The 22,608-nt window shown below is 69.2% G+C and carries 20 protein-coding genes; 10 read left to right on the plus strand and 10 right to left on the minus strand.

Annotated elements, in window-relative coordinates; translation table 11 throughout:
• Positions 1-98 precede the first annotated feature (98 nt).
• Positions 99-1,727, plus strand: a complete 1,629-nt coding sequence (locus tag P5P27_RS09165) for an ABC-F family ATP-binding cassette domain-containing protein (RefSeq protein ID WP_045540187.1) — start codon at positions 99-101, stop codon at positions 1,725-1,727.
• Positions 1,728-1,754: 27 nt separating this feature from the next.
• Here the strand turns inward: P5P27_RS09165 and P5P27_RS09170 are convergent, their stop codons facing one another.
• The 6 genes from P5P27_RS09170 to acnA form a co-directional block, all read right to left on the minus strand.
• Positions 1,755-2,654 (minus strand): MSCRAMM family protein, encoded by a 900-nt coding sequence (locus tag P5P27_RS09170; RefSeq protein WP_045540185.1) that lies wholly within the window; start codon positions 2,652-2,654, stop codon positions 1,755-1,757.
• Positions 2,655-2,698: 44 nt separating this feature from the next.
• Positions 2,699-3,304, minus strand: coding sequence for a class F sortase (locus P5P27_RS09175; protein WP_045540183.1), 606 nt, complete (start codon positions 3,302-3,304; stop codon positions 2,699-2,701).
• Positions 3,305-3,419: 115 nt separating this feature from the next.
• Positions 3,420-4,967 (minus strand): acyl-CoA synthetase, encoded by a 1,548-nt coding sequence (locus P5P27_RS09180; protein ID WP_278127317.1) that lies wholly within the window; start codon positions 4,965-4,967, stop codon positions 3,420-3,422.
• Positions 4,968-5,040: 73 nt separating this feature from the next.
• Positions 5,041-6,690 carry a substrate-binding domain-containing protein gene (locus P5P27_RS09185; RefSeq protein WP_278127318.1) on the minus strand — a complete coding sequence of 550 codons (1,650 nt, stop codon included), beginning with the start codon at positions 6,688-6,690 and terminating at the stop codon, positions 5,041-5,043.
• Positions 6,691-6,890: 200 nt separating this feature from the next.
• Positions 6,891-7,463: a TetR/AcrR family transcriptional regulator gene (locus P5P27_RS09190; protein ID WP_006894880.1), complete on the minus strand. Its 573-nt coding sequence runs from the start codon at positions 7,461-7,463 to the stop codon at positions 6,891-6,893.
• Positions 7,464-7,466: 3 nt separating this feature from the next.
• Positions 7,467-10,265: an aconitate hydratase AcnA gene (gene acnA, locus P5P27_RS09195; RefSeq protein WP_006894881.1), complete on the minus strand. Its 2,799-nt coding sequence runs from the start codon at positions 10,263-10,265 to the stop codon at positions 7,467-7,469.
• A 273-nt stretch (positions 10,266-10,538) separates the two neighbouring features.
• On the opposite strand from acnA, the gene P5P27_RS09200 reads away from it, so the two are divergent.
• From P5P27_RS09200 to P5P27_RS09235, 8 genes are all read left to right on the plus strand, one after another.
• Entirely contained in the window at positions 10,539-11,156 is a 618-nt protein-coding gene (locus P5P27_RS09200; RefSeq protein WP_062367492.1) for an Rv1476 family membrane protein, read from the plus strand.
• Positions 11,157-11,469: 313 nt separating this feature from the next.
• Positions 11,470-12,900, plus strand: a complete 1,431-nt coding sequence (locus P5P27_RS09205) for an NlpC/P60 family protein (protein WP_081598057.1) — start codon at positions 11,470-11,472, stop codon at positions 12,898-12,900.
• Positions 12,901-12,980: 80 nt separating this feature from the next.
• A complete protein-coding gene (locus tag P5P27_RS09210; protein WP_411815862.1) occupies positions 12,981-14,204 on the plus strand; it encodes an AAA family ATPase in 1,224 nt (407 codons plus the stop codon).
• Positions 14,191-15,129, plus strand: a complete 939-nt coding sequence (locus tag P5P27_RS09215; protein WP_006894885.1) for a DUF58 domain-containing protein — start codon at positions 14,191-14,193, stop codon at positions 15,127-15,129. Before P5P27_RS09210 ends, P5P27_RS09215 begins: the two co-directional genes overlap by 14 nt.
• On the plus strand, positions 15,129-16,121 hold the full coding sequence (locus P5P27_RS09220; protein WP_006894886.1) for a VWA domain-containing protein: 993 nt from the start codon (positions 15,129-15,131) through the stop codon (positions 16,119-16,121). The genes P5P27_RS09215 and P5P27_RS09220 overlap by 1 nt, the downstream gene beginning before the upstream one ends.
• Before the next feature lie 16 nt (positions 16,122-16,137).
• Positions 16,138-16,872: a 3-oxoacyl-ACP reductase FabG1 gene (gene fabG1, locus P5P27_RS09225; RefSeq protein WP_006894887.1), complete on the plus strand. Its 735-nt coding sequence runs from the start codon at positions 16,138-16,140 to the stop codon at positions 16,870-16,872.
• Between the two features lie 59 nt (positions 16,873-16,931).
• On the plus strand, positions 16,932-17,765 hold the full coding sequence (gene inhA, locus P5P27_RS09230) for an NADH-dependent enoyl-ACP reductase InhA (protein WP_006894888.1): 834 nt from the start codon (positions 16,932-16,934) through the stop codon (positions 17,763-17,765).
• A gap of 1 nt (position 17,766) precedes the next feature.
• The gene (locus tag P5P27_RS09235) at positions 17,767-18,822 is read left to right on the plus strand and encodes a ferrochelatase (protein ID WP_006894889.1); all 1,056 of its coding nucleotides are present in this window, start codon (positions 17,767-17,769) and stop codon (positions 18,820-18,822) included.
• Between the two features lie 7 nt (positions 18,823-18,829).
• Here the strand turns inward: P5P27_RS09235 and P5P27_RS09240 are convergent, their stop codons facing one another.
• The gene (locus tag P5P27_RS09240) at positions 18,830-19,654 is read right to left on the minus strand and encodes a DUF3097 domain-containing protein (RefSeq protein ID WP_062367529.1); all 825 of its coding nucleotides are present in this window, start codon (positions 19,652-19,654) and stop codon (positions 18,830-18,832) included.
• An 83-nt stretch (positions 19,655-19,737) separates the two neighbouring features.
• On the opposite strand from P5P27_RS09240, the gene P5P27_RS09245 reads away from it, so the two are divergent.
• Entirely contained in the window at positions 19,738-20,535 is a 798-nt protein-coding gene (locus P5P27_RS09245) for a serine/threonine protein kinase (protein ID WP_278127319.1), read from the plus strand.
• Positions 20,536-20,539: 4 nt separating this feature from the next.
• On the opposite strand, the gene P5P27_RS09250 is transcribed toward P5P27_RS09245, so the two are convergent.
• The 3 genes from P5P27_RS09250 to P5P27_RS09260 form a co-directional block, all read right to left on the minus strand.
• Entirely contained in the window at positions 20,540-21,097 is a 558-nt protein-coding gene (locus P5P27_RS09250; RefSeq protein WP_278127320.1) for a hypothetical protein, read from the minus strand.
• On the minus strand, positions 21,094-21,696 hold the full coding sequence (locus tag P5P27_RS09255) for a hypothetical protein (RefSeq protein WP_278127321.1): 603 nt from the start codon (positions 21,694-21,696) through the stop codon (positions 21,094-21,096). The genes P5P27_RS09250 and P5P27_RS09255 overlap by 4 nt, the downstream gene beginning before the upstream one ends.
• Before the next feature lie 77 nt (positions 21,697-21,773).
• Positions 21,774-22,544 carry a TVP38/TMEM64 family protein gene (locus tag P5P27_RS09260; protein ID WP_278127322.1) on the minus strand — a complete coding sequence of 257 codons (771 nt, stop codon included), beginning with the start codon at positions 22,542-22,544 and terminating at the stop codon, positions 21,774-21,776.
• Between the last annotated feature and the right edge of the window lie 64 nt (positions 22,545-22,608).

Below are 22,608 nucleotides of genomic sequence, written 5' to 3' on the forward strand. Positions count from 1 at the left end.
GGCTCAACGGTAGTCCGGGCGCGGGTCCGAGTCCGCGGCCGTCCATGCGCCGAGAACCGATTCGGGGACCGGGCCCGTCATCGGTAGACTGGATCGACGTGATCACCGCGACCGACCTGGAAGTACGAGCGGGCGCGAGGACTCTTCTTTCGGCGCCCGGAGACCACCTGCGCATTCAGCCGGGCGACCGCATCGGGCTGGTCGGCCGGAACGGCGCGGGCAAGACCACCTCGCTGCGCATCCTCGCCGGCGAGACGCAGCCGTACGCCGGAACCGTCCGCACCTCCGGCCCGGTCGGTTACCTGCCGCAGGATCCCAAGGAGGGCGACCTCGACGTCCTCGCGAAGGACCGCGTGCTGTCCGCGCGCGGACTGGACGAGATCCTCGCCTCGATGGGCAAGCAGCAGGCGCTGATGGAGGAGGCCGCGGACGACAGGGTCCGCGACCGTGCGATCGCCAAGTACGCCCGTCTCGAGGAGAGGTTCTCGGCGCTCGGCGGTTACGAGGCCGAAAGCGACGCCGCCCGCATCTGCAACAGCCTCGGTCTGCCCGACCGTGTGCTCGGGCAACCGCTGCGTACCCTCTCCGGCGGTCAGCGTCGCCGGATCGAGTTGGCGCGCATCCTGTTCGCGGCGTCGGACGGCTCGGGCAAGTCGGATACCACGCTGCTCCTCGACGAGCCGACCAACCACCTCGACGCCGACTCGATCGCCTGGCTGCGGACGTTCCTGCAGAACCACGAGGGCGGCCTCGTCGTCATCAGCCACGACGTCGACCTGCTGGCCGACGTGGTGAACCGTGTGTGGTTCCTCGATGCGGTCCGCGGTGAGGCCGACGTCTACAACATGGGCTGGAAGCGGTACCTGGACGCCCGCGCGACCGACGAGCAGCGCCGCAAGCGCGAGCGGGCCAACGCCGAGAAGAAGGCCGGGGCGCTGCGCGTGCAGGCGGCCAAGCTGGGGGCGAAGGCGACCAAGGCCACCGCGGCGCAGCAGATGCTCAAACGTGCCGAGCGCATGATGGACGAGCTCGACGAGGTGCGGGTGGCCGACAAGACCGCGCACATCCGGTTCCCGGAGCCGGCGGCGTGCGGCAAGACGCCGCTGATGGCGTCGAATCTGACCAAGGTGTACGGCTCGCTGGAGATCTTCACCGGCGTCGACCTCGCGATCGACAAGGGGAGCCGGGTGGTGATCCTCGGCCTCAACGGCGCGGGCAAGACCACGCTGCTCAAGTTGCTCGCCGGTGTGGAGAAACCCGACCTCGGTGAACTGGAGCCGGGTCGCGGCCTCAAGATCGGGTACTTCGCACAGGAGCACGACACCCTCGACGACGACGCGACGGTCTGGGAGAACATCCGGCACGCGGCGCCCGACGCCGGTGAACAGGATCTGCGGGGGCTGCTCGGAGCGTTCATGTTCACCGGTCCGCAGCTGGACCAGCCGGCCGGGACGCTCTCGGGCGGTGAGAAGACCCGTCTGGCGCTCGCCGGGCTGGTGTCCTCGGCCGCCAACGTCCTGCTGCTCGACGAGCCGACGAACAACCTCGATCCGGTCTCCCGAGAGCAGGTGCTGGAGGCACTGCGCAGTTACACCGGGGCCGTGGTTCTGGTGACACACGACCCCGGTGCCGCGGAGGCTCTGGAGCCTCAGCGGGTGATCCTCCTGCCCGACGGCACCGAGGACCACTGGTCCGACGAATACCAGGAGCTCATCGAGCTCGCCTGAGCGGACGCGCCCCCGGGTGCGCCGGGTTCAGTCGATGCGGCCCGAGGGGACCGACCGCAGGGGCACCCGGTCGGCGGGGTTCCGCGGTGCCACATAGTCGACGGGGATGTCGTACACGGTGAGGTCGGTCTCCTCGCCCTTCTTGATCCACACCCGGTGCGGTGTCAGGTCGAGCTGGTATCCCGCGGGGGCCGCGTCCTCGAGGAGGTCGTAGCAGCCGGGATCCAGACCGCGGAACGCTGTTCCCTGATCGCCGGAGGTGAGTGCCGCGACATAGTTACCGCTGCACGTGACGACCCGGAACTTCGCTCCCTGCAACGGTTCCCCGGTGACGCGGTCGCGCTTGGTGACCCCGAGGACACCGTTGGTCGGTTCCTGCTGGTCCTTGGCGACGCGGATCCGGCGCTCCAGATTGCGACCGGCGACGATCACGCCGTCGAAGTCGTCGGCGGGCTCGAGCAGATGGTAGCCGGCCGGTGGCGCCACGACGGTGAACCGGTAGTAGCCCTCGGGCAGAGTCACCTGCGCGGGGGTGGTGACGGTGCCGGGATGGTGCCGCGGGGCGTCGAACCGGATGACGGCGCCCGGGACCATCAGTCCGGCCTGCACGTCGTCGGCCCAGACCACCAGCACCCCGGTCTTCTTCTCGGGCCGGGTGGTCGGGGGCGCGGTGCTCGTCTCACTGGGCGGCGTCCCGGTGTCGGACGAGGGCGGCGTCGTACTCTCGGTCGGGCTGCCGGTGGGGGTCGCGGTCTCCGTGGGGCTCGACGTCACCTCGGTCGGAGCGGCCGTCTCGGCAGTGGTCTGCGCCGTGGTGGGCGCGGACTCCGTGGCGGGAACGTCCGCCCAGGCGGCGGCGGGGGTGAGAGCCGCGCACATCACGGCGGCGGCGAGGATCGCGGGTACTCCGCGGCGGTTGATCTTCATGGTGGTCTCCTGATGAGTGTGTGAATGGTCGGTAGCGGTCCGCGTCACGCGGGTGCGGCGAAGACGACGACGTTGTCGCGGTAACCGAGGGGCGGGCCGATGAACGGGCCGCCGCAGGTGATGAGTGCGAGAGTCTCCGGGCCGGTCCGTCGATTGAGTTCGTCCACCGGCAGTCCGTCGCGGCCGGTGGACTCCTTGTCGGCGAGCACCGACCGGGTGACGTGGTAGACGTGCCGGTGTCCGTCCGCGGTGGTGACGTCGACGGCGTCACCGGTTTTGAGGCCGGAGAACCGTGCGGCGAAGCCCTTTCCCTGCTTCACGTCGTCGACGTGCCCGGTCATCACCACGGTCCCGGAGCCGGACCCGGGCAGCGACGAGTCGACCCACCAGCCGAGACGGTGGACATCCTGGGGAGGCAGGAGAACCCCTGCCGTGTCGGTGGCCACCGCGTCGGTCGGCGCCGTCGCACCGTCGACGGTGACCCGGATCGGCGACGACGGTTCGTCCGAGCGGGCGGACACCGGAGCGGGCAGATTGGCCTGAGCACTGCCGGAGGTGGGTGCCTGCCGGTCGGAGGTCGCCGAGCATCCGGACGAGAGGGCGAGCGCGGCGGCGACCGCGACTGCGGCCGCCGCCCGATGGATCTTCATGTGGGCTCCTCGCTGTGCGCGTGGCCGCACCTGCTGTGCGGCCGCTGTGCGTGCCCCGACACTGGTGAGATCGGGTCCGCGCACGCGGCGTTAACGAGGATCAGACGTCAGTCGTTCAGCTGAATGACTCCAGTACCCGCTTCCGGAGTTCGCCCTTGACCAGCTTGCCGGTCGGGGTCCGCGGCAGGTCGTCCACGAAGCGGATCTCCTTGGGGACCTTGAACGACGCGAGTTCGGCCTTCGCGAAGTCGACGAGTTCGGCGGCGAGGCGATCGGAGGCCTCGGCGCCGTCGACCAGTTGGACGAAGCCCACCGGTCGCTCTCCGAGATCGTCGTCGGGCAGGCCGATCACGCCGACGTCGTATACCGCCGGGTGGTTGATGAGGACGTTCTCCGACTCCTGCGGGTAGATGTTGACGCCGCCGGAGATGATCGTGAAGGCCTGGCGGTCGGTGAGGTAGAGGAAGCCCTCGTCGTCCACGTAACCGAGGTCGCCGGTGGTCGCCCAGTTCGCATGCCCCGGGTGCTGCGCCTGCGCCGTCTTCGCCGGATCGTTGTGATAGACGAAGGGCATCTCGTCGCGCTCGAAATAGACGGTCCCGACCTCTCCGGCGGGCAGCGGTTCACCGTCGGGACCACAGATGTGCACCACTCCGAGGACGGCTCTGCCGACCGAGCCGGGGTGGGTCGACGAGTCCGCCGATCCGATCAGCGTGACGCCCGCGGCTTCGGTGGCCGCGTAGTACTCGTTGATCACCGGTCCCCACCAGTCGATCATTCTGCGCTTCACCTCCGCCGGACACGGAGCGGCGGCGTGAATGGCGACCTTCATGCTCGAGACGTCGTACCGGTCGCGGACCTCGTCCGGCAGCTTCAGCATCCGGACGAACATGGTGGGCACCCACTGACTGTGCGTCACGGAGTATTCGTCGATGTACCGCAGGGCCGTCTCCGGCTCGAAGTGGTCCATCACGATCACCGTCCCGCCCAGAGCGTTCGTCATCGCGCAGTACCGAAGGGGAGCGGCGTGGTACAGCGGCGCCGGCGACAGGTAGACGGTGTCGGGGCCGAATCCGTACACCGGGCCGAACACCTGCGATATGAGGTCGGGGGCCTCGTCGACCTGGACGCCGGGCAGCGACGGCTTGATTCCCTTGGGCCGCCCGGTGGTTCCCGAGGAGTAAAGCATGTCGGCGCCGCGGGGCTGGTCGGTCAGCGGGGCGTCCGACGCAGCGGCCAGCACCTCCGGGTAGTCGAGGAAACCGTCGACCGGCCCGCCCCAGGCCACCCGCCGGGAATCGTCGGACAGGGCCTCGATGCGGTGGGCCTCGGAGACGGCGCCCGCCACCGCGGCCGAGGTGAAGACCGCGCGCGCATCGCAGTCGTCGAGGATGTAGTTCACCTCCGCCGGGGTGAGGTGGTGGTTCACGGCGGTGACGTACATGCCGGAGCGGACCGCGGCCCAGTACACGTCGAAGACGCGCAGATCGTTGTCGGAGACGATCGCTATGGTGTCGCCCCGACCGATTCCCAGGTCGTGCAGGTGATTGGCGATTCTGGTGGAGTTGTCCGTGAGCTCTCGATAGGTGACGCGCTCACCCGTCGACGGGCGGATCAGCGCAGGCTTGTCCGGTGTGGTCGCGGCGAAGGTTCCTGGGTACACGGGCACTCCTGAAGTGAGGGACGTCTCACCGACGACCGTACCGAGTAATCGCTCGCTCAGGAGTGCTTTGCCGTCACGCCGCTTCCACGCGGTAGGAGACCGCCTGCAGCAGGATCGCGCCCACATCCTTGGGTTCGCGTGCGATGAACGAGCTGCCGCCGGTGGCCTCGGCGATCTGCTTGAGCGCACCGGCGTCGGCGTCCTCCGAGATGCCGACCGCGATGATCGGGATGCGCCGCGCGGGGTTCTTCATGATGTTCAGCTCCGACACCAGATGCCCCAGCGTGATGCTGTCGCGATCCTCGTTGCGGCCGTCGGTCATGATGATCACGCTGTTGGAGTACGCGGGGTCGTATGAGTCGTACACGGTCTTGAACGCCGCGAGCGCGGTGTCGTAGAGACCGGTGCCGCCGCCGACGTGCCCCAGCGTGTCGCGGATGGAGTCGGCGAGGCGGTCGCGGTTGGTACGGCCTCCCTCGATCTCGGAGATCGGCGCGATCGGCATCACCTCCCGATAGTCCTGGCCGGGGCCGCCGCGGTCGATGCTGAACTCCCAGTAGCCCAGCGCGGTGTTCTTGGGGAACCGGCCCAGTCCGAACAGCGAGGCCTCCCGGAGGAAGGCCGCGCGCGAACGGCCTCCGGCGTCGAGCGCCATCGAGCCGGACACGTCCTGCACCACGAGCGCCCGGATCGGCTGGGTGAGTGCGGTCCACTTCCGCAGGATGTTGTCGACGAGTTCCCTGGCCGGCTGCTTGATCACGGTGACGTCCTGGACGCCGGTTCCGTCGGCCGGCGGCTCGCCGTCCGGAGAGCGGATGCCCATCTCCTCCCGGATCCGGCGACCACTGTCGGTCTGCAGGGTGGCCACCAGCGCGTCGATCGCGTCGCCGGCCAGCGCTTGATCGTCGGGTTGCGCGACATTGGCGGCCCGATAGTCCAGGGCCACCGTGCCGGACCGCGGCACGGCCACCTCGAGATCGGACGCGGGATGGGCGCGCTTGAACTCGGTGTAGGCGCGTTCGGTGGTGAGGGTGGCCGTCGGCGCGGGAGCGGCGGCGGTCTGCGCGAGATCGGGGGAGGCGTCGTTGTCGTTCATCATCAGGGCCCGCTTGGTCAGGAACTCCACCAGCTCCCGGTGCGTCAGCGAGCCCGACGACACCTCGGAGAGCGCTCCGATCACCGCGGCGTTGCTGACGTCGCTGCGGGCCGGCGGAGCCACTCGCAGTCCGGGCGAGGTGAGCACGTCGGTCCACGCGGGCATCGCCGGGAGTTCACGGCCGGCCACCACCACCGGGGAGACGCCGAGCGACGGTCCGACGTCGGCCCACGTCCGGCCGAGTGCGGCGCGCACCTGCCGGACGCGCGCCTGCGACTCAGCGATCCAGATCTGCGGTGCGTTCCGGTCGGTGAGGCGTTCGGAGGTGTGGCTCGGCGGCACGGCCTGCACGGTGAAGTCGAAACAGCTGTCCGCCTCGGTCTGCTTCGACAGGGCGGTGACGTAGTCGGCGACGTCCTGGTCGGCGATGACCGACACCGGTCGCACCTGAGAACAGCCGCCGTGCCCGCCCCGCCAGACCGCGTACACTCCGCCCGCCAGCAGCGCGGCCAGCACCAGGGAGAGCCCGACCCGCGCGCGGGTGCCGGGGCGCCGTCGCCGGCGGCTCCCGGCGGACTCCCGCGGTGGATCGGAAGCGGGACGCGCGGCGTTTCGGTGTTGGCCCATGTCGGGTCGACCCCTCCTTGTGAATTCCTCGAGAGTGCGAGAGAAGGCTAGCCCATGCGTGAGATGGGACACGTCGGGGGTGCCGAGTACCGCCGATTACGCCCGTCGGCGCGACGGGCACGGACGTCATGAGCACCACGGCCGCGCACAGCAACGGGCCCGGACCTTCGGCGGTCGAAGGTCCGGGCCCGTTGCGCCGGTCACTCGCCCGCGGGTACGCGGACCGAGGCCTCGACGAGGTCGAGGACGGCATGCAGATCGTCGGTCGACTGACCCGAGGCCAACCGTGTGACCAGGCCGTCGAGGATGACGTCCAGGTAGGTGACGAGCACCTCCGGGGGGACGTCCTTGCGGAGACTGCCCGCACGGCGCTTGCGCTCCAGGCGGGCGAGGGTGGCGGCCTCGCGGTCGGCGCTCTGCGCCTCCCAGGCCTCACGGAAGCCGGGATCGGTGCGGATCTTCCGCACGATCTCCAGCCGCGTGCTCAGCCAGTCGAAGTCCTTCGGCCGCGCGAGGATGTCGCGCATCACCTGGACCAGACCCTCGTGCGAGGCGACCTCGGCCATCCGCTCCGCGTCTTCGCGTGCCAGCGCCAAGAACAGGGCTTCCTTGTCCTTGAAGTGGTGGAAGATCGCACCGCGGGAGAGGCCGGTCGCCTCTTCGAGACGTTTGACCGTCGCTCCGTCGTAACCGTATTCGGCGAAACAATGCCGCGCGCCGTCGAGGATCTCTCGACGACGCGCGGCAAGACGGTCATCGCTGACCCGTGGCATGAATCAGCTCTTGATCATGTTCCGCAGGACGTACTGCAGGATGCCGCCGTTGCGGTAGTAGTCGGCCTCACCGGGCGTGTCGATGCGCACCACGGCGTCGAAGACGACCTTGTCGCCGTTCTCCTTGGTCGCGGTGACCTTCAGCGTCTTCGGGGTCACGCCCTCGTTGAGCGCAGTGATGCCCTCGATGTCGAAGACCTCGGTGCCGTCCAGTCCCAGCGTCTTGGCGCTCTCGCCCTCCGGGAACTGCAGCGGGACCACGCCCATGCCGATGAGGTTGGAGCGGTGGATGCGCTCGAACGACTCGGTGATGACGGCCTTGACGCCCAGCAGCACCGTGCCCTTCGCCGCCCAGTCGCGCGAGCTGCCGGAGCCGTACTCCTTGCCGCCGAGGACGACCAGCGGGATGCCGGCCTTCTTGTAGTTGACCGAGGCGTCGTAGATGAACGACTGCGGGCCGCCCTCCTGGGTGAAGTCACGGGTGTAACCGCCCGAGACGCCGTCCAGCAGCTGGTTCTGCAGACGGATGTTCGCGAAGGTGCCGCGGATCATCACCTCGTGGTTGCCGCGACGGCTGCCCAGCGAGTTGTAGTCCTTGCGGGCCACACCGTTGGCGTCGAGGTACTGCGCGGCGGGGGTGCCGGGCTTGATGGGTCCGGCCGGGCTGATGTGGTCGGTGGTGACCGAGTCGCCCAGCAGCGCCAGGACGCGGGCGCCCTTGATGTCCTCGACCGGCGCCGGCTCGGGGGTCATGCCGTCGAAGTACGGTGCCTTGCGAACGTAGGTGGACTTCTCGTCCCACGCGAAGGTGTCACCCTCCGGGGTGCTCAGTCCGCGCCACCGCTCGTCGCCCGCGAAGACGTCGGCGTAGGACTTGCGGAACATGTCCTGGCTGATGGCGGTCTTGATGGTGTCGTCGATCTCCTGGGCCGACGGCCAGATGTCCTTCAGGAAGACGTCGTTGCCGTCGGTGTCCTGGCCGAGCGGCTGGGTCTCGAAGTCGAAGTCCATGGTGCCCGCGAGCGCGTAGGCGATGACCAGCGGCGGCGACGCCAGGTAGTTCATCTTCACGTCGGGGGAGATGCGTCCCTCGAAGTTGCGGTTGCCCGAGAGGACCGCGGTGACGGTCAGATCGTTGTCGTTGACCGCCTTGCTGATCTCCTCCGGCAGCGGACCGGTGTTGCCGATGCACGTGGTGCAGCCGTAACCGCCGAGGTAGAAGCCGAGCTTCTCGAGGTACGGCCACAGGCCGGCCTTCTCGTAGTAGTCGGTGACGACCTGCGAACCGGGGGCCATGTTGGTCTTGACCCACGGCTTGCTGGTGAGACCCTTCTCGACCGCGTTGCGGGCGAGGAGGCCGGCGCCGATCATGACCGACGGGTTCGAGGTGTTGGTGCACGAGGTGATGCCCGCGACGGCGACGGCGCCGTGATCGAGGACGAACTCGCCGCGCTCCTCGCTGACGATCTTGATCGGCTTGCTCGGGCGTCCCTCGGCGCCGTTGGCCGCCGACTGGACCTTCACCGCTCCGTCGTCGGCGAAGGACAGCGCGGCCGGATCGGACGCCGGGAACGACTCCTCGACGGCCTCGTCGAGCTGCGTGTGCGCGGCGGGATGCTGCTCTTCGACGTAGTTGTGGATGTCCTTGCGGAAGGCCACCTTCGACTCCGACAGCAGGATGCGGTCCTGCGGACGCTTCGGGCCGGCGATCGACGGGACCACGGTGCCCAGGTCCAGCTCCAGGTACTCGGAGTAGGCCGGCTCGTGGTCCGGGTCGTGCCACATGCCCTGTTCCTTGGCGTAGGCCTCGACCAGCGCGAGCTGGTCGTCGTCGCGGCCGGTCAGGCGCAGGTAGTTGATGGTCTCGGAGTCGATCGGGAAGATCGCGCAGGTGGAACCGAACTCGGGGCTCATGTTGCCCAGGGTGGCGCGGTTGGCGAGGGGGACCTCGGCGACGCCCTTGCCGTAGAACTCGACGAACTTGCCGACCACACCGTGCTGACGGAGCATGTCGGTCACGGTGAGCACCACGTCGGTGGCGGTGACACCCGGCTTGATCTCGCCGGTCAGCTTGAAGCCGACGACGCGCGGGATCAGCATGGAGACCGGCTGGCCGAGCATCGCGGCCTCGGCCTCGATGCCGCCGACGCCCCAGCCCAGGACGCCCAGGCCGTTCTCCATCGTGGTGTGCGAGTCGGTGCCGACGCAGGTGTCGGGGTACGCCTGGCCGTTCCGGACCATGATCGAGCGGGCGAGGTACTCGATGTTGACCTGGTGCACGATGCCGGTGCCCGGGGGCACCACCTTGAAGTCGTCGAAGGCGCCCTGGCCCCAGCGGAGGAACTGGTAACGCTCGCCGTTGCGCTCGTACTCGAGTTCCACGTTGCGCTCGAAGGCGTCGGCGCGGCCGAAGACGTCGAGGATCACCGAGTGGTCGATGACCATCTCGGCGGGGGAGAGCGGGTTCACCTTGTTGGGGTCGCCGCCGAGGGCGGTGATGGCCTCGCGCATGGTGGCGAGGTCGACCACGCAGGGCACACCGGTGAAGTCCTGCATCAGGACGCGGGCCGGGGTGAACTGGATCTCGATGCTCGGGTCGGCCGACGGATCCCAGTTCGCGAGGGCGTTGATGTGATCTTCGGTGATGTTGGCGCCGTCTTCGGTGCGCAGGAGGTTCTCGGCGAGGACCTTCAGCGCGTACGGCAGCTTCTCGGTGCCGGGCACTGCCGACAGGCGGAAGATCTCGTAGGAGTTCTCACCGACCTGCAGGGTGCCGCGGGAGTCAAAGGAATTGATGCTCACGTGTGCTCCACTCGTTTCGTGCAAGTTCCGCCGACGGGCTGCGCCGACGGGAGTTCGTCAGAAGCGTCGCAGCATGCGGCGGGCTGCGGCCGCGGTGCTACCTCTCCAGCATAGCAGTACGCGCGTACTGGTTGGGCGGTACGGGTCGCTCGGCCGTATCGGCGTGCGGCTGTCGTATCCTGGGCGCCGAGTGCCACCCGTCGCCAGCGGCCAGCCGGCTTCTGCGCGCACCCCGCCATGTCGAGTCAGCAACCGTTCAGGGAGCCACATCTGATGAATCCGGGCCCATCCGCGTTCGTTCTCGCCGAGCCCGCGTCCCAGCCGCCGGCCGACGTGTGGTCGAACCTCGACATGGCTGCGATCACCGACGCGCTCACCGGCTCCGGAGTGTGGGCCCCCGCCGACCAGCAGCCCGCGCTCAAGCAGCTGGTGAAGCAGGCGGCGGCCGACGGGCACAGCCTGCACGTGGTGGTACTGGACCAGTCGTACCCGAAGTTCACCGCCTACCGGGACATCGCGACCCACCTGCAGTCGGAGGTCGGCGGGACGGTGCTGGTCTTCGGCCCGTCCGGCAGCGGCACCGCGTCCGACGAGTTCAGCCGAGTTCAGCTCGAAGACGCCTCGAACGACGTCTCCAAGGGGGCCACGGCCTCCCAGGCCGCCGCGCAGATGTACCACAAGGCCGTCGATCCCAACGTGAACTGGAACGGCGTCACCATCGGCCTCATCGTCCTCGTGGTGATCGGCGCGGTGATCGCCCGCTGGCGGATGAAGCGCCGGCGGACGACGGCCGAGCCGGCCGCGGTCGGGCAGAACGGCGACGCCTCCGGCCCGGCGACTGCGGAGGGCGACGAGGATCCTGACGGCCGCCGTCCGGCCGGGACCGACTGACCCCTCGGGGTCCCGCCGTCCGGCGTCCGCGCTCGTCGCGGACGCCGCTTTCTTCTGACGCGTCACGATTCGTGCGTTATCCAACTGTGACAGGACTCTAAGGTTCCGTCTTTGCGCTGCTGACGCGTGTTTCCGCAGGTAATCACCTATTTGTAATTCAGGGCTTCAGGTTCTCACAGAGACTGATGTGACGTACGGTGCAGAAGACACTTTATGGTGCACGGGGGATAGATGTTGCGAGGGAGTTCTCGACTTGAAGCCAGCTAAGAACGGCGCACGTTGGGCGGCGCGAGGTACCACCGTGAGTGCCGTGATGCTCGTGAGCGTTCTCGGAGCCGGTCCGGCCCTCGGTGACCCCAACAACGCCAATCCCGTGGCATCGCTGATCAACCAGATCGCCGACGTCGATCAGAATCTGTCCGACCTCGCGAGCGCGGTCGCGGCGAAGCAGGAGAACGTCAACCGCACGCTGGTGGACTTCCAGAACGCGCTCGCGGCTCAGCAGGTCGCAGCCGCGGCCAGCCGAAGCGCCAAGGACTCGCTCGGCGAGGTGAGCGCGAAGGTCGAGGCAGCGCAGAAGGACTTCGACGCCTTCGTCCGGTCGGTGTACCGACAGGGCAACAATCGCGGGGCGATGACCAAGTACGTCGCGTCCGACGATCCGGAGAAGGTCCTGGACCAGATGTCTGCCGTCGACCAGGTCACGCGACAGCAGCAGGCGACCATTCGCAAACTCCAGGTGGCACGCAACCAGCAGGCCAACCGGGTGGCGGCCACCGAGGCCACCCGCCAGCAGACGGCGATGGCCGCCAAGGACGCGTCGGCCCGGCGCGATGAGGCGATCGCCGCGGTCAAGGCCGCCCAGGACGCGGTCCGCACTCAGCAGACCAAACGCAACGAATTGGTCTCCCAGCGCACGTCGCTGGCGTCGAAGCTCGAGAAACTGCGCAAGTCGGCCCCCAAGAGCGAGGTGGACGCCCAGGCCTCGCCGGGCACCGTCGCCGACGTGGCGGGCAAGGTGCTCGACCGCATTCCGGCCAAGCCCGTGGAGGGCGATGATCTGGTGGCCCAGGCCGCCCAGGCGGCCGCGAAGCTCGCGATGGAGACCGGTCAGGCGCTGTTGGCCGGCGCCATCGGCAAACTCCAGATTCCGCATTCGGAACTGTTCGACCTGCTCGGCATCGGCGGGTCGTATCCGTTCGGTGAGGGCCAGGACAGCACCTACGGCCGACTCCAGAACGGCTCGCTCGGTCCGCTGCTGACCAATCCCGAGTCCGGGGTCCCCGGCGGTGGCGGAGGGCCCTCGCAGCCCGGGCTGCGCGGCCCGGCGGCCGTCGAACTCGTGGTCAACCGGATGAAGTCGCAGCTGGGCGTCACGTACGCCTGGGGCGGCGGCGACGCGAACGGCCCCACCCTCGGCATCCGCGACGGCGGCGTCGCCGACAGCTACGGCGATTACCGCAAGGTCGGCTTCGACTGCTCGGGTCTGATGATCTATGGCTTCGCGGGAGTGGGCATCGACCTTCCGCACTACACCGGCTACCAGTACACCTCGGGACCGCAGGTGCCGCTGTCGCAGATGCGGCGCGGCGACATGATCTTCTACGGGCCCAACGCCAGCCAGCACGTGGCGCTCATCCTCGGTGACGGGACCATGATCGAGGCGCCGCAGTCCGGCGACGTCGTGAAGATCTCGCCGGTGCGGACCGCGGGCGCCATGCCGTACGTGGTCCGGCTCCTCTGACACGTGCGCGGTCCCGATACTCCCCGCCCGCTAGTGTGGGGGTCGGTACATCGCAGGCCTCGACCGGTAGGAGCATCGGCTTGACTTCAACAGGCAGCAGCGGACAGGACCGCAGCGGCGCGGCGACGGAGGGATCCGCCGCCGGGACACTGTCTTTCACCCCGGAAGACGCGAAACTGATCGAACGCGCTCTGTTCGAGGTCAAGCGGGTGATCGTCGGCCAGGACAAGCTGGTCGAGCGCATCCTCACCGGTCTGCTGGCCCGCGGCCACATCCTGCTCGAGGGGGTGCCCGGCGTCGCGAAGACGCTGGCGGTCGAGACCTTCGCCACGGTGATCGGCGGCAGCTTCTCCCGCGTGCAGTTCACTCCCGACCTGGTGCCCTCCGACCTGATCGGTACCCGCATCTACCGGCAGGGACGCGAGGAATTCGACACCGAGCTCGGCCCGGTGGACGCCAACTTCGTCTTGGCCGACGAGATCAACCGCGCCCCGGCCAAGGTGCAGTCGGCGCTGCTCGAGGTGATGGCCGAGCGGCACGTGTCGATCGGCGGCTCCACCTACCCCATGCCCGATCCGTTCCTGGTGATGGCGACGCAGAACCCCATCGAGAACGAGGGCGTCTATCCGCTGCCGGAGGCGCAGCGCGACCGCTTCCTGTTCAAGGTCCTCGTCGACTACCCGTCGGTGGAGGAGGAGCGCGAGATCGTCTATCGGATGGGCAACGTCCCGCCGACGGCGTCGCAGATCCTCGACCCGGCGGCGACCATCCGACTGCAGCAGCTCGCGGCCAACGTCTTCGTTCATCATGCGCTCGTCGACTACGTGGTCCGGGTCATCAACGCCACCCGGCGGCCCGCGGAGGTCGGGCTCGGCGAGGTCGACCAGTGGCTGGCCTACGGTGCGTCCCCGCGCGCGACGCTCGGCATCGTCGCCGCCGCTCGCGCCCTCGCGCTGATCCACGGGCGCGACTACGTGATCCCGCAGGATGTCGTCGAGGTGATTCCCGACGTCCTGCGGCATCGCCTCGTGCTGTCGTACGACGCGCTGGCGGACGAGGTGACGCCCGATCACATCATCACTCGGGTGCTGCAGACCATCGGTCTCCCGCAGGTCTCCGCGGCGCCGGCCCAGCCGGTCCAGAGCCCGCCGGTCCAGCAGCCGCATGCGGCGCAGCAGCCCGTGCAGCAGGCGCACGTCCAGCAGCAGTCGGGCCAGCAGCAGTCGGGTCCGCAGGCTCCCGCGGCGCAGGCCCCGGCCGCCCAGCAGTCGCCGACGGTTCAGCCGGGCAATGCCGGCCACTGACGGGCTGCCGTCGTTCGCGGCGGGAACACTGACCGACCCCGAGTTGACGGCTTCGCTGAAGTCTCTCGAGCTCACCGTCCGGCGCAAGCTCGACGGTGTGCTGCAGGGCGAGCATCTGGGCCTGATCCCCGGACCGGGATCCGAACCGGGCGAGGCGCGCGAGTATCAGCCCGGCGACGACATCCGGCGGATGGAGTGGTCGGTGACAGCCCGCACCGGTACTCCGCATGTACGGCAGATGATCGCCGACCGGGAGTTGGAGACGTGGTTCGTGGTCGACGCCTCGGCCAGCCTCGACTTCGGGACCGTCGGGCGGGCCAAACGCGACATCGCGATCGCCGCGGCGGCCGCGATCGTGCATCTGACGGCGGGTGGCGGTAATCGGCACGGCGCGATCATCGTGACGGGCGACGACGTGGTGCGGATACCGGCTCGTGCCGGCCGCGCTCACGACCAGGCCCTGCTGAAGGCGATCGCGACCACTCGGCGGAGCGCTCCGGGAGTGCGCGGCGATCTGAACACCGGACTGGAGGCGTTGCGCCGCCCGTTGCGCAGGCGCGGACTGGCGGTGGTCGTGAGCGACTTCCTCGGCGAGATCGACTGGGCCCGCTCGCTGCGCGCGATCGGCGCGCATCACGACCTGCTGGGCGTGGAGGTGCTCGACCCGCGTGATGTGGAGTTGCCGCCGGTGGGACCGGTGACGCTCCGGGACGCCGAATCCGGTGAGGTGGTCGACGTCGACGTCACCGCGCAGGTGCGGGCCGACTACGCGCGGGCCGCCGCCGAACACCGGGCCGAGGTGCTGCGGACCTTCCGCAGCGCGGGCGGCCCGGTGCTGTCCCTGCGCAGCGACCGTGACTGGATCGCCGACACCGTCCGCTTCGTCGGCATGCGCCGCCGGACGATGGCGGCGGGGGTGCGTTGATGAGCGATCTGTTCGCCCACCCCTGGTGGCTGTTCTCCACGCTGCTGGTGGTCGCGTTGATCGTCGCCTATGTCTACGTGATGCGACGGCGGCGGGCGCGGGCGCTCGCCTTCGCGAACCTCGACCTCCTGCGGTCGGTGACTCCGAAGAACCAGGACCGCTTCCGCCATGTGCCGGTCGCGGTGCTGCTGACCGGTCTGGTGCTGCTGACGATCGCGATGGCCGGACCGATGGCCGAGCGCGACGTGCCGCGCAACCGTGCGACGGTCATGCTCGTCGTCGACGTGTCGAATTCGATGAAGTCCACCGATGTGGCGCCGTCGCGGCTCAAAGCGGCTCAGGCCGCAGGTAAACGGTTCGCCGACGAACTCACCGACGGAGTCAATCTCGGGCTCATCTCGTTCGCGGGCACGGCGTCGACCCTCGTCTCGCCGACACCCGACCACGCCGCGACCAAGAACGCGCTGGACCGGCTCAAACTCGCTGACAAGACGGCGACCGGAGAAGGCATCTTCGCGGCGCTGCAGCAGATCCAGACACTGAACGCGGTGCTGGGCGGGCCCGAGGGTGCTCCACCGGCACGGATCGTCCTCCTCTCCGACGGCAAGCAGACCGTCCCCGAGAGCCCGGACGACCCCCGGGGCGGCTTCACCGCCGCGCGCAAGGCCAAGGAGGAGGGCATTCCGGTGTCGACCATCTCCTTCGGAACCCTGACCGGCACCGTCGATCTCGAAACTCCCGGCGGAGGCGTGGAGCGGGTGCCGGTCCCGGTCGACGACGAATCGCTGCGGAAGATCGCGAACCTCTCCGGCGGCGAGTTCTTCACCGCCTCGAGCCTCGACGAACTGAACAAGGTGTACTCCACGCTGCAGAAACAGATCGGTTACGAGCGTGAACGCGGCGACAATTCGAGGCCCTGGCTGATCGCGGGCACGCTGCTGGCGGTCGCAGGCACATTCGCCGCCCTGCTCCTGAACCGGCGCCTCCCCTGAGATAGGTTGATCAACCATGGCAGAGCATTCATCGATTCCCGCCCAGACCCCGCGCTCGGTGCTCGTCACCGGCGGCAACCGCGGCATCGGCCTGGCCGTCGCGCAGCGTCTGGCCGCCGACGGGCACAAGGTGGCGGTGACCCACCGCGGCTCGGGGGCGCCCGAGGGCCTGTTCGGCGTGCAGTGCGATGTGACCGACACCGAGTCGGTGGAGCGGGCCTTCGCCGAGGTCGCTGAGCATCAGGGGCCGGTGGAGGTGCTGGTCGCGAATGCGGGCATCACCGACAACATGCTGCTCATGCGGCTCAGCGAAGAGAGCTTCGAGAAGGTCATCGACGCCAATCTGACCGGTGCCTTCCGCTGCGCGAAGGTCGCGACCAAGGGGATGCAGCGCGCGCGGTTCGGTCGCATGATCTTCCTCGGCTCGGTGGTGGCCACCTCCGGCATCCCGGGACAGGCCAACTATGCGGCGTCGAAGGCCGGCCTGATCGGCCTGGCTCGCTCCATCGCGCGCGAACTCGGGTCGCGGAACATCACCGCGAACGTCGTCGCTCCCGGATTCATCGAGACCGACATGACCGCCGCGATGGAGGACCGGTACATCGAGATGGCCAAGCAGGCCATTCCGCTGGGCCGGACCGGCAAGCCCGAGGATGTCGCGGCGGCCATCAGCTTCCTGGCGTCCGATCAGGGCGGATACATCACCGGTGCGGTCATCCCGGTCGACGGCGGCATGGGCATGGGCCACTGACGAGCCGGTACCGGCGCCGCCTTCCACACTTCTTCACTCACCCCCCACAGGAGCTTTTCGTGAGCGGAATCCTCGCAGGCAAGACCATTCTGGTGACCGGCATCATCACCGATGCATCGATCGCCTTCCACACCGCCAAGGTCGCCCAGGAGCAGGGTGCCACCGTGATCATCACGGGCATCCCCGAGCGGCTGCGCCTCATCGACCGGATCGCCAAGCGGCTGCCGCAGGAGGTGCCGCCGGCCATCCCGCTCGACGTCACCGACGAGGAGAGCCTCGGGGCCCTCGCCGACAAGGTGCGCGAGCTCGCGCCCCAGGGGATCGACGGTCTCGTGCACTCGATCGCGTTCGCGCCCAAGACGCTCATGGGCCCGGATGCGCTGCCCTTCCTCGAGGGGCCGGGCCCGGACGTCGCGAAGTCGTTCGAGATCTCCGCGTGGAGCTATGCCTCGCTCGCCCGCGCCGCGCTGCCGGTGATGAACGAGGGCGGCTCGATCGTCGGCATGGACTTCGATCCGCGCACGGCACTGCCCGATTACAACTGGATGGGCGTTGCGAAGGCCGCCCTCGAATCGGTGAACCGCTACGTGGCGCGCGAGGTGGGGGAGGCCAAGCGCATCCGCTCCAACCTCGTGGCGGCCGGACCGATCAAGACGCTGGCGGCCAAGGCCATCTCCGGCACCGCGACCGACGATGCGCGCAAGCTCAACATGCTCAACGAGTACTGGGACGGAGCCTCGCCGATCGGCTGGAACGTCGACGACCCGGGCGTGGTGGGCACCAGTGTGTGCGCCGTGCTGTCGGACTTCCTCCCGGGCACCACGGGATCGATCATCTACGTCGACGGCGGAGCCAGCCACAACACCTGGTTCCCCGAGAACTTCCTCGGCTGAGATGCACGGATCGGAGGACGGCGGCGCATTCGATGCGCTGCTGTTCCTGTCGTTCGGCGGGCCGGAGAAGCCGGCGGATGTGCGGCCCTTCCTCGAGAACGTCACGCGCGGCCGCGGCGTGCCGCGCGAACGCCTCGACGAGGTGGTGGAGCACTACCTGCACTTCGGCGGGGTCTCGCCGATCAACCGTCTCAACCTCGACATGATCGAGGCGCTGCGCGCCGAGCTGGGGCGACGTGGCCGGGACCTGCCGATCTACTTCGGCAACCGCAACTGGCATCCGCTCGTCGCCGACACCACCCGCCGGATGTACGACGACGGGCACCGGCGGGTACTCGTGTTCCCCACCTCGGCGTGGGGCGGGTATTCGGGCTGCCGGCAGTACCACGAGGACATCGCGGGAGCGCTGTCGGCGACGGGGCTGGACGACGCCGGGCTGGTGCTGCGGAAGCTGCCGCAGTTCAGCGCCGAGCCGAAGTTCATCGAGGCCTCGGCGAATGCGCTGCGCACGGCCCTGGGTTCCTTCGGCACGGCGCCACGCGTGGTGTTCACCGCGCATTCGATTCCTGCGGCCGCCGACCGGAACGCCGGGCCCGCGGCCGAGGGCGGACACCTGTACTCGCTGCAGGTGAAGGCCGCCGCCGCGGCGGTGGCGCACTCGGTGGGCCTGCAGGAGTACGACGTGGTGTGGCAGTCGCGATCCGGTCCGCCGCAGGTGCCGTGGCTGGAGCCGGACATCTGCGATCACCTGCGAGAGCTGCGCGAGAGCGGCGTCACCGATGTGGCGGTGATGCCGATCGGCTTCGTCTCCGATCACCTCGAGGTGATCTGGGATCTGGACTCCGAGGCCAGGGAACTGGCAGCCGAGCTCGGCATGGGATACGTGCGCGTACCGACGGTCGGCACCGACCCCGTCTTCCTCTCGATGATCGTCGACCTGATCGAGCGGTATGCGGACGGCGGGGGAGACGTCACCGCGATGGGCTGTGGCGACAACGGTGCGCTGTGCCGGCCCGACTGCTGTGTTCCCGCGCGGCGGCCGAGCAGCCGGCCGTGATGTCCGGCTAGCTCGGATCCACCGTCACGAAGTCGATCAGCTCTTCCACGCTGCGCAGCAGCGGGACTTCCAGATCCCGGAAACTCGACACGCCCGCCAGAACGCGCCGCCAACCGTCTTGCGGTGTGCCCCAGCCGAGTTCGGAACAGATGCCGGTCTTCCAGTCCGTGCCCATCGGGATCACCGGCCAGGCGTCGATGCCGACGGACGCGGGCTTCACGGCCTGCCAGACATCCACGTAGGGGTGGCCGCAGACGAGGACGTGCGGACCCACCTCGGCGGTCAGCTTGGCCTCCTTCGTGCCGGCGACCAGATGGTCGACCAGCACACCGGCCCTTCGATGCGGTGCGGGCTCGAAGTCGGCCAGCGCGTCGTCGAGGTTGTCGAGGCCGTCGAGACTGATGACGACGACGCCCTCGCCCCGGAGGTCGTCGCCCCAGACCCGTTCCAGGAGCGTGGCGTCGTGCACGCCCTCCACGAAGATGCGGCTGGCGCGCGCTGTGCGGGCCCGTTGCTTGGGCGCCGCGCGCGAGCCGGAGGCGGTCCGCGTGGGCTGGACCGGGCCGCGCCCGCGAGGCCGGACCAGAGTCACCGGCTTGCCGTCGATGAGGAATGCGGCCGGATACATGTGAAACACGCGGGTCCGCCCGCGGCGATCCTCGAGCCGGACCATGTCGCCGGCGTAACTCTTCTCCAGACCCACCACGGCGCCGCAGAATCCGGTCGCCGCGTCTTCGACCACCAGATCGCGCTCGGCGGCCACTTCGGGGGCCTTCGGCTTGGTCTTGCGGGGCGAGGACAGCACGTCGCGGCCGTATCGATCATCGAACACGGATTCCAAGGGTAGGGGCCGGCGTCGGGATCGGCGCGCGCGACGCTCCGGTGACCGCCTCGTCGCCGAGTATTCTGGCTTGGATGACCAGTTCCTCCCTGATGCTGCGGTCGTGGCCGGCGAGCGCGTTGGCGGTGTGGGCGGCCGCGCGTGAGGCCGGCCGCTGCTCGGCCGACGACGTCCTGCACACCCTTCACGACTACGCGCAGGTGCACGAGCTCGACCCCGGAGGCGACATCCTCGACCTGCTCGGCGCGGTGTCGGGCGCCAACGCGATGTGCGTGCGACTGCCCGCGCCCGGAGATGCCCAGGGACTGCCGCCGGGACGCCCCACCGATGCCGCGATGGCGGCGGGTGAGGTGATTCTGATCGACGACCGCGAACCCGAAGGTCCCAGTACGCCCGCCGCCGGAGCGATGCGTGCGCTCGCGCTCGTCCCGATCGGCACGGCCGAGCGCTGCCGATGGCAGTCGATGCGCTACGACCGTGACGTGGCGGTCCGGGCGTTGCTCTCCGACAGCCCGCTGGGGGAGGTCGAGTACGAACTGCGCAGCGCGGTCGCCGAGGCCGCGACCTCGATCGCCGCACTCGGCGGCAGGCGTGGTTCGCCGGCCGACCTGCGCGATGCGCTGGCCGCTCGGGTCTCGGCGTCGACCATCGATCTGCCGCCGCACGACAATCCCCGTGTCGACCGGGTGCTGGCGAGCGCCGCGCAGATCGACGCGATCGTGTCGTTGACGGGAACGGGGGAGCTGGGCGACTCCGGGTCGCAGTTGGCGACCGCCGACGAGCGGTTGCGCGGTCTGGCGGCGCTGGCACGCCGAGCGCGGTCGGCGGCGGTGAACACACTGATCGCCGATTATCGGTTCCGCGCCGGCTGACCGCTCAGACGCCCGCCAGCCAGCCGATTCCCGCGAACGCCGCCGCCCACAGCACAGAGGCGAACGTGCCGAGAATGAACTGTTCGCTGGCACGCGGAGCGCGAAGTTCGGAGAACCGGGCCAGGCTCTTCACCGCGAGGGTGATCCCGATGCCGGCGGGCCACGCGAGAAGCAGCGACGCCGCCACCGCCGTGCGTTCGAGCATGCCGATGATCCGGCCGCCGCGCAGCGGTGCCTCGGGTTCGTCGTCGTGGTTGTCGGCCCGGGTCGGGATCCCGCCGAGCACCAGCACGACGCGGACCGCGCTCGATCCGGTGGTCGCCGCGGCGATCACCGCCACGACGTGGACGGCGACCAGCCCGGCGCCGGACGACGGCGCGCCGACCGCGGCGACGACGGCAGCCGCGGCGATGAGCGCCGCGCTCGCCGCCGCCGCGATCACATCGGTCGCCAGCACGGCGGAGTCGGACCGTTCGGGGTCGTCGACGAGGCGGCGCCGAACCAGCGAGGTGCCCGCGGACACTGCGATCGCGAGCAGTAGCAGGACGATGATCGCGATCATTCACTCACCTCCGGCAGCGGGCTGACGCCGTCTGCGGTCTGAAGCAGTCGGCGGAACAACTCCTCCGCCGGACGCTGCACATCCCAGCGCGCATGCCGCAGTCGCAGCGACATGGCCTGCGGCGAAATGCCCAGGGCATCCGCCGCCGCGGACTGGCTCGACCCGGCGGCGACGAGGGACACCGCCTCGCGACCGGCCTCGGAGCGGTCGAGCAGGACGTCGAGCAGGAGCCACGCGGCGGTCTGGGCATGATCGCACCACGGCGAGACCCCGCGAACGCACAGATGCCAGCGGTTCTTCTTCGCCGCCTCCACGGCGTCACGCGCGTCGAGGAAGGCCTGCCCGCGCCCCGCGCGTGTCTGCGGCGGCAGCGGAGCCTCCAGGGTGCCCACCCCGATGCCGACGCTCCAGTCGCCCGAGGCGGCGAGGTCGACGGCGAGCACAGCCAAGTGGTCGGGGGAGTCGAACACCGCTTGCACTTCATCGCCCGCGGTCCGCTCGAACGGTCGGATCATGCCCGGGCCGGAGCGGGCGAGCACGTCGGGCACCCGATCGCGTCCGGTACGGCTGCCCCGTTGATCTGCGGTCAGAACGAACACGGTCACCTCCTGAGTGAGTCCGCTTGGCGTGGGCGCGCGACGAATCCATCAAGCATAAAGGCTTGAAACTGGGATAATCAAGTGTTTTTGCTTGATTGCGACCCGTTGACGGGCATGCGGGTGTCGACGATCAACCCGATGACACCGATGGAGAACAGCACCGCGGAGAAGACCAGGCTGATCGGGCTGCCTTCCCCGGTCAGTGCATTGCCGAGGAAGATCAGCGCCGCGTTGCCCGGAGTCATCCCGATCACGGTCGCGGCCGTGTAGGGGAGGAGTCGGATGCTCGACAGCCCCGAGAGGTAGTTGAGCAGTGAGAAGGGACACACCGCGATCAGGCGCAGAGACCCGACCGCCAGCCAGCCGCGGCGCTCGAGGCGATACTCCACGGTGGCGATCACCGGATGGCGCAGGTACGGGCGGACCCGTTCCCGTCCCAGCCGCCGCGCGAGCAGGAAGGCGGCGACGGCGGCGATCGTCGACGACACCGTCGCTCCGGCGAAGGCGAGAGCCGGCGCGAACAGCACACCCGCCGTGACGGTGAACGCCGTCCGGGGAACCGGACCGATCGGGACCACCGCGTAGGCGAGGAAGAACAGCGCCGGAAACCACGGCCCGAGCGATTCGGACCAGGCGCGCGCGGTCGCTATCGACGGCAGTGGGATGAAGTACGCGGCGACCAGTATCGCCACCACCGCGGCCATCACGATCCCGCCGCGGATCAGCGCTGTCCGGGTGACATCCGTCCGCCTGCGGGCCGGCCGGTCCCGGCGCGCCTCGGCGGTCGTGCCATCGAGGGACACCGGCTGTTCGACCGGAGCGGCGGACCGCGGTGAATTAATGCGCACGAGGGAGTAGTTTACGGGTCAGATCACATCCCCCAGGTTCGCCCGAGCGTTTGATCGGTTATCG

The sequence above is a fragment of the Gordonia sihwensis genome, assembly GCF_029632925.1.
GTDB lineage: Bacteria > Actinomycetota > Actinomycetes > Mycobacteriales > Mycobacteriaceae > Gordonia > Gordonia sihwensis.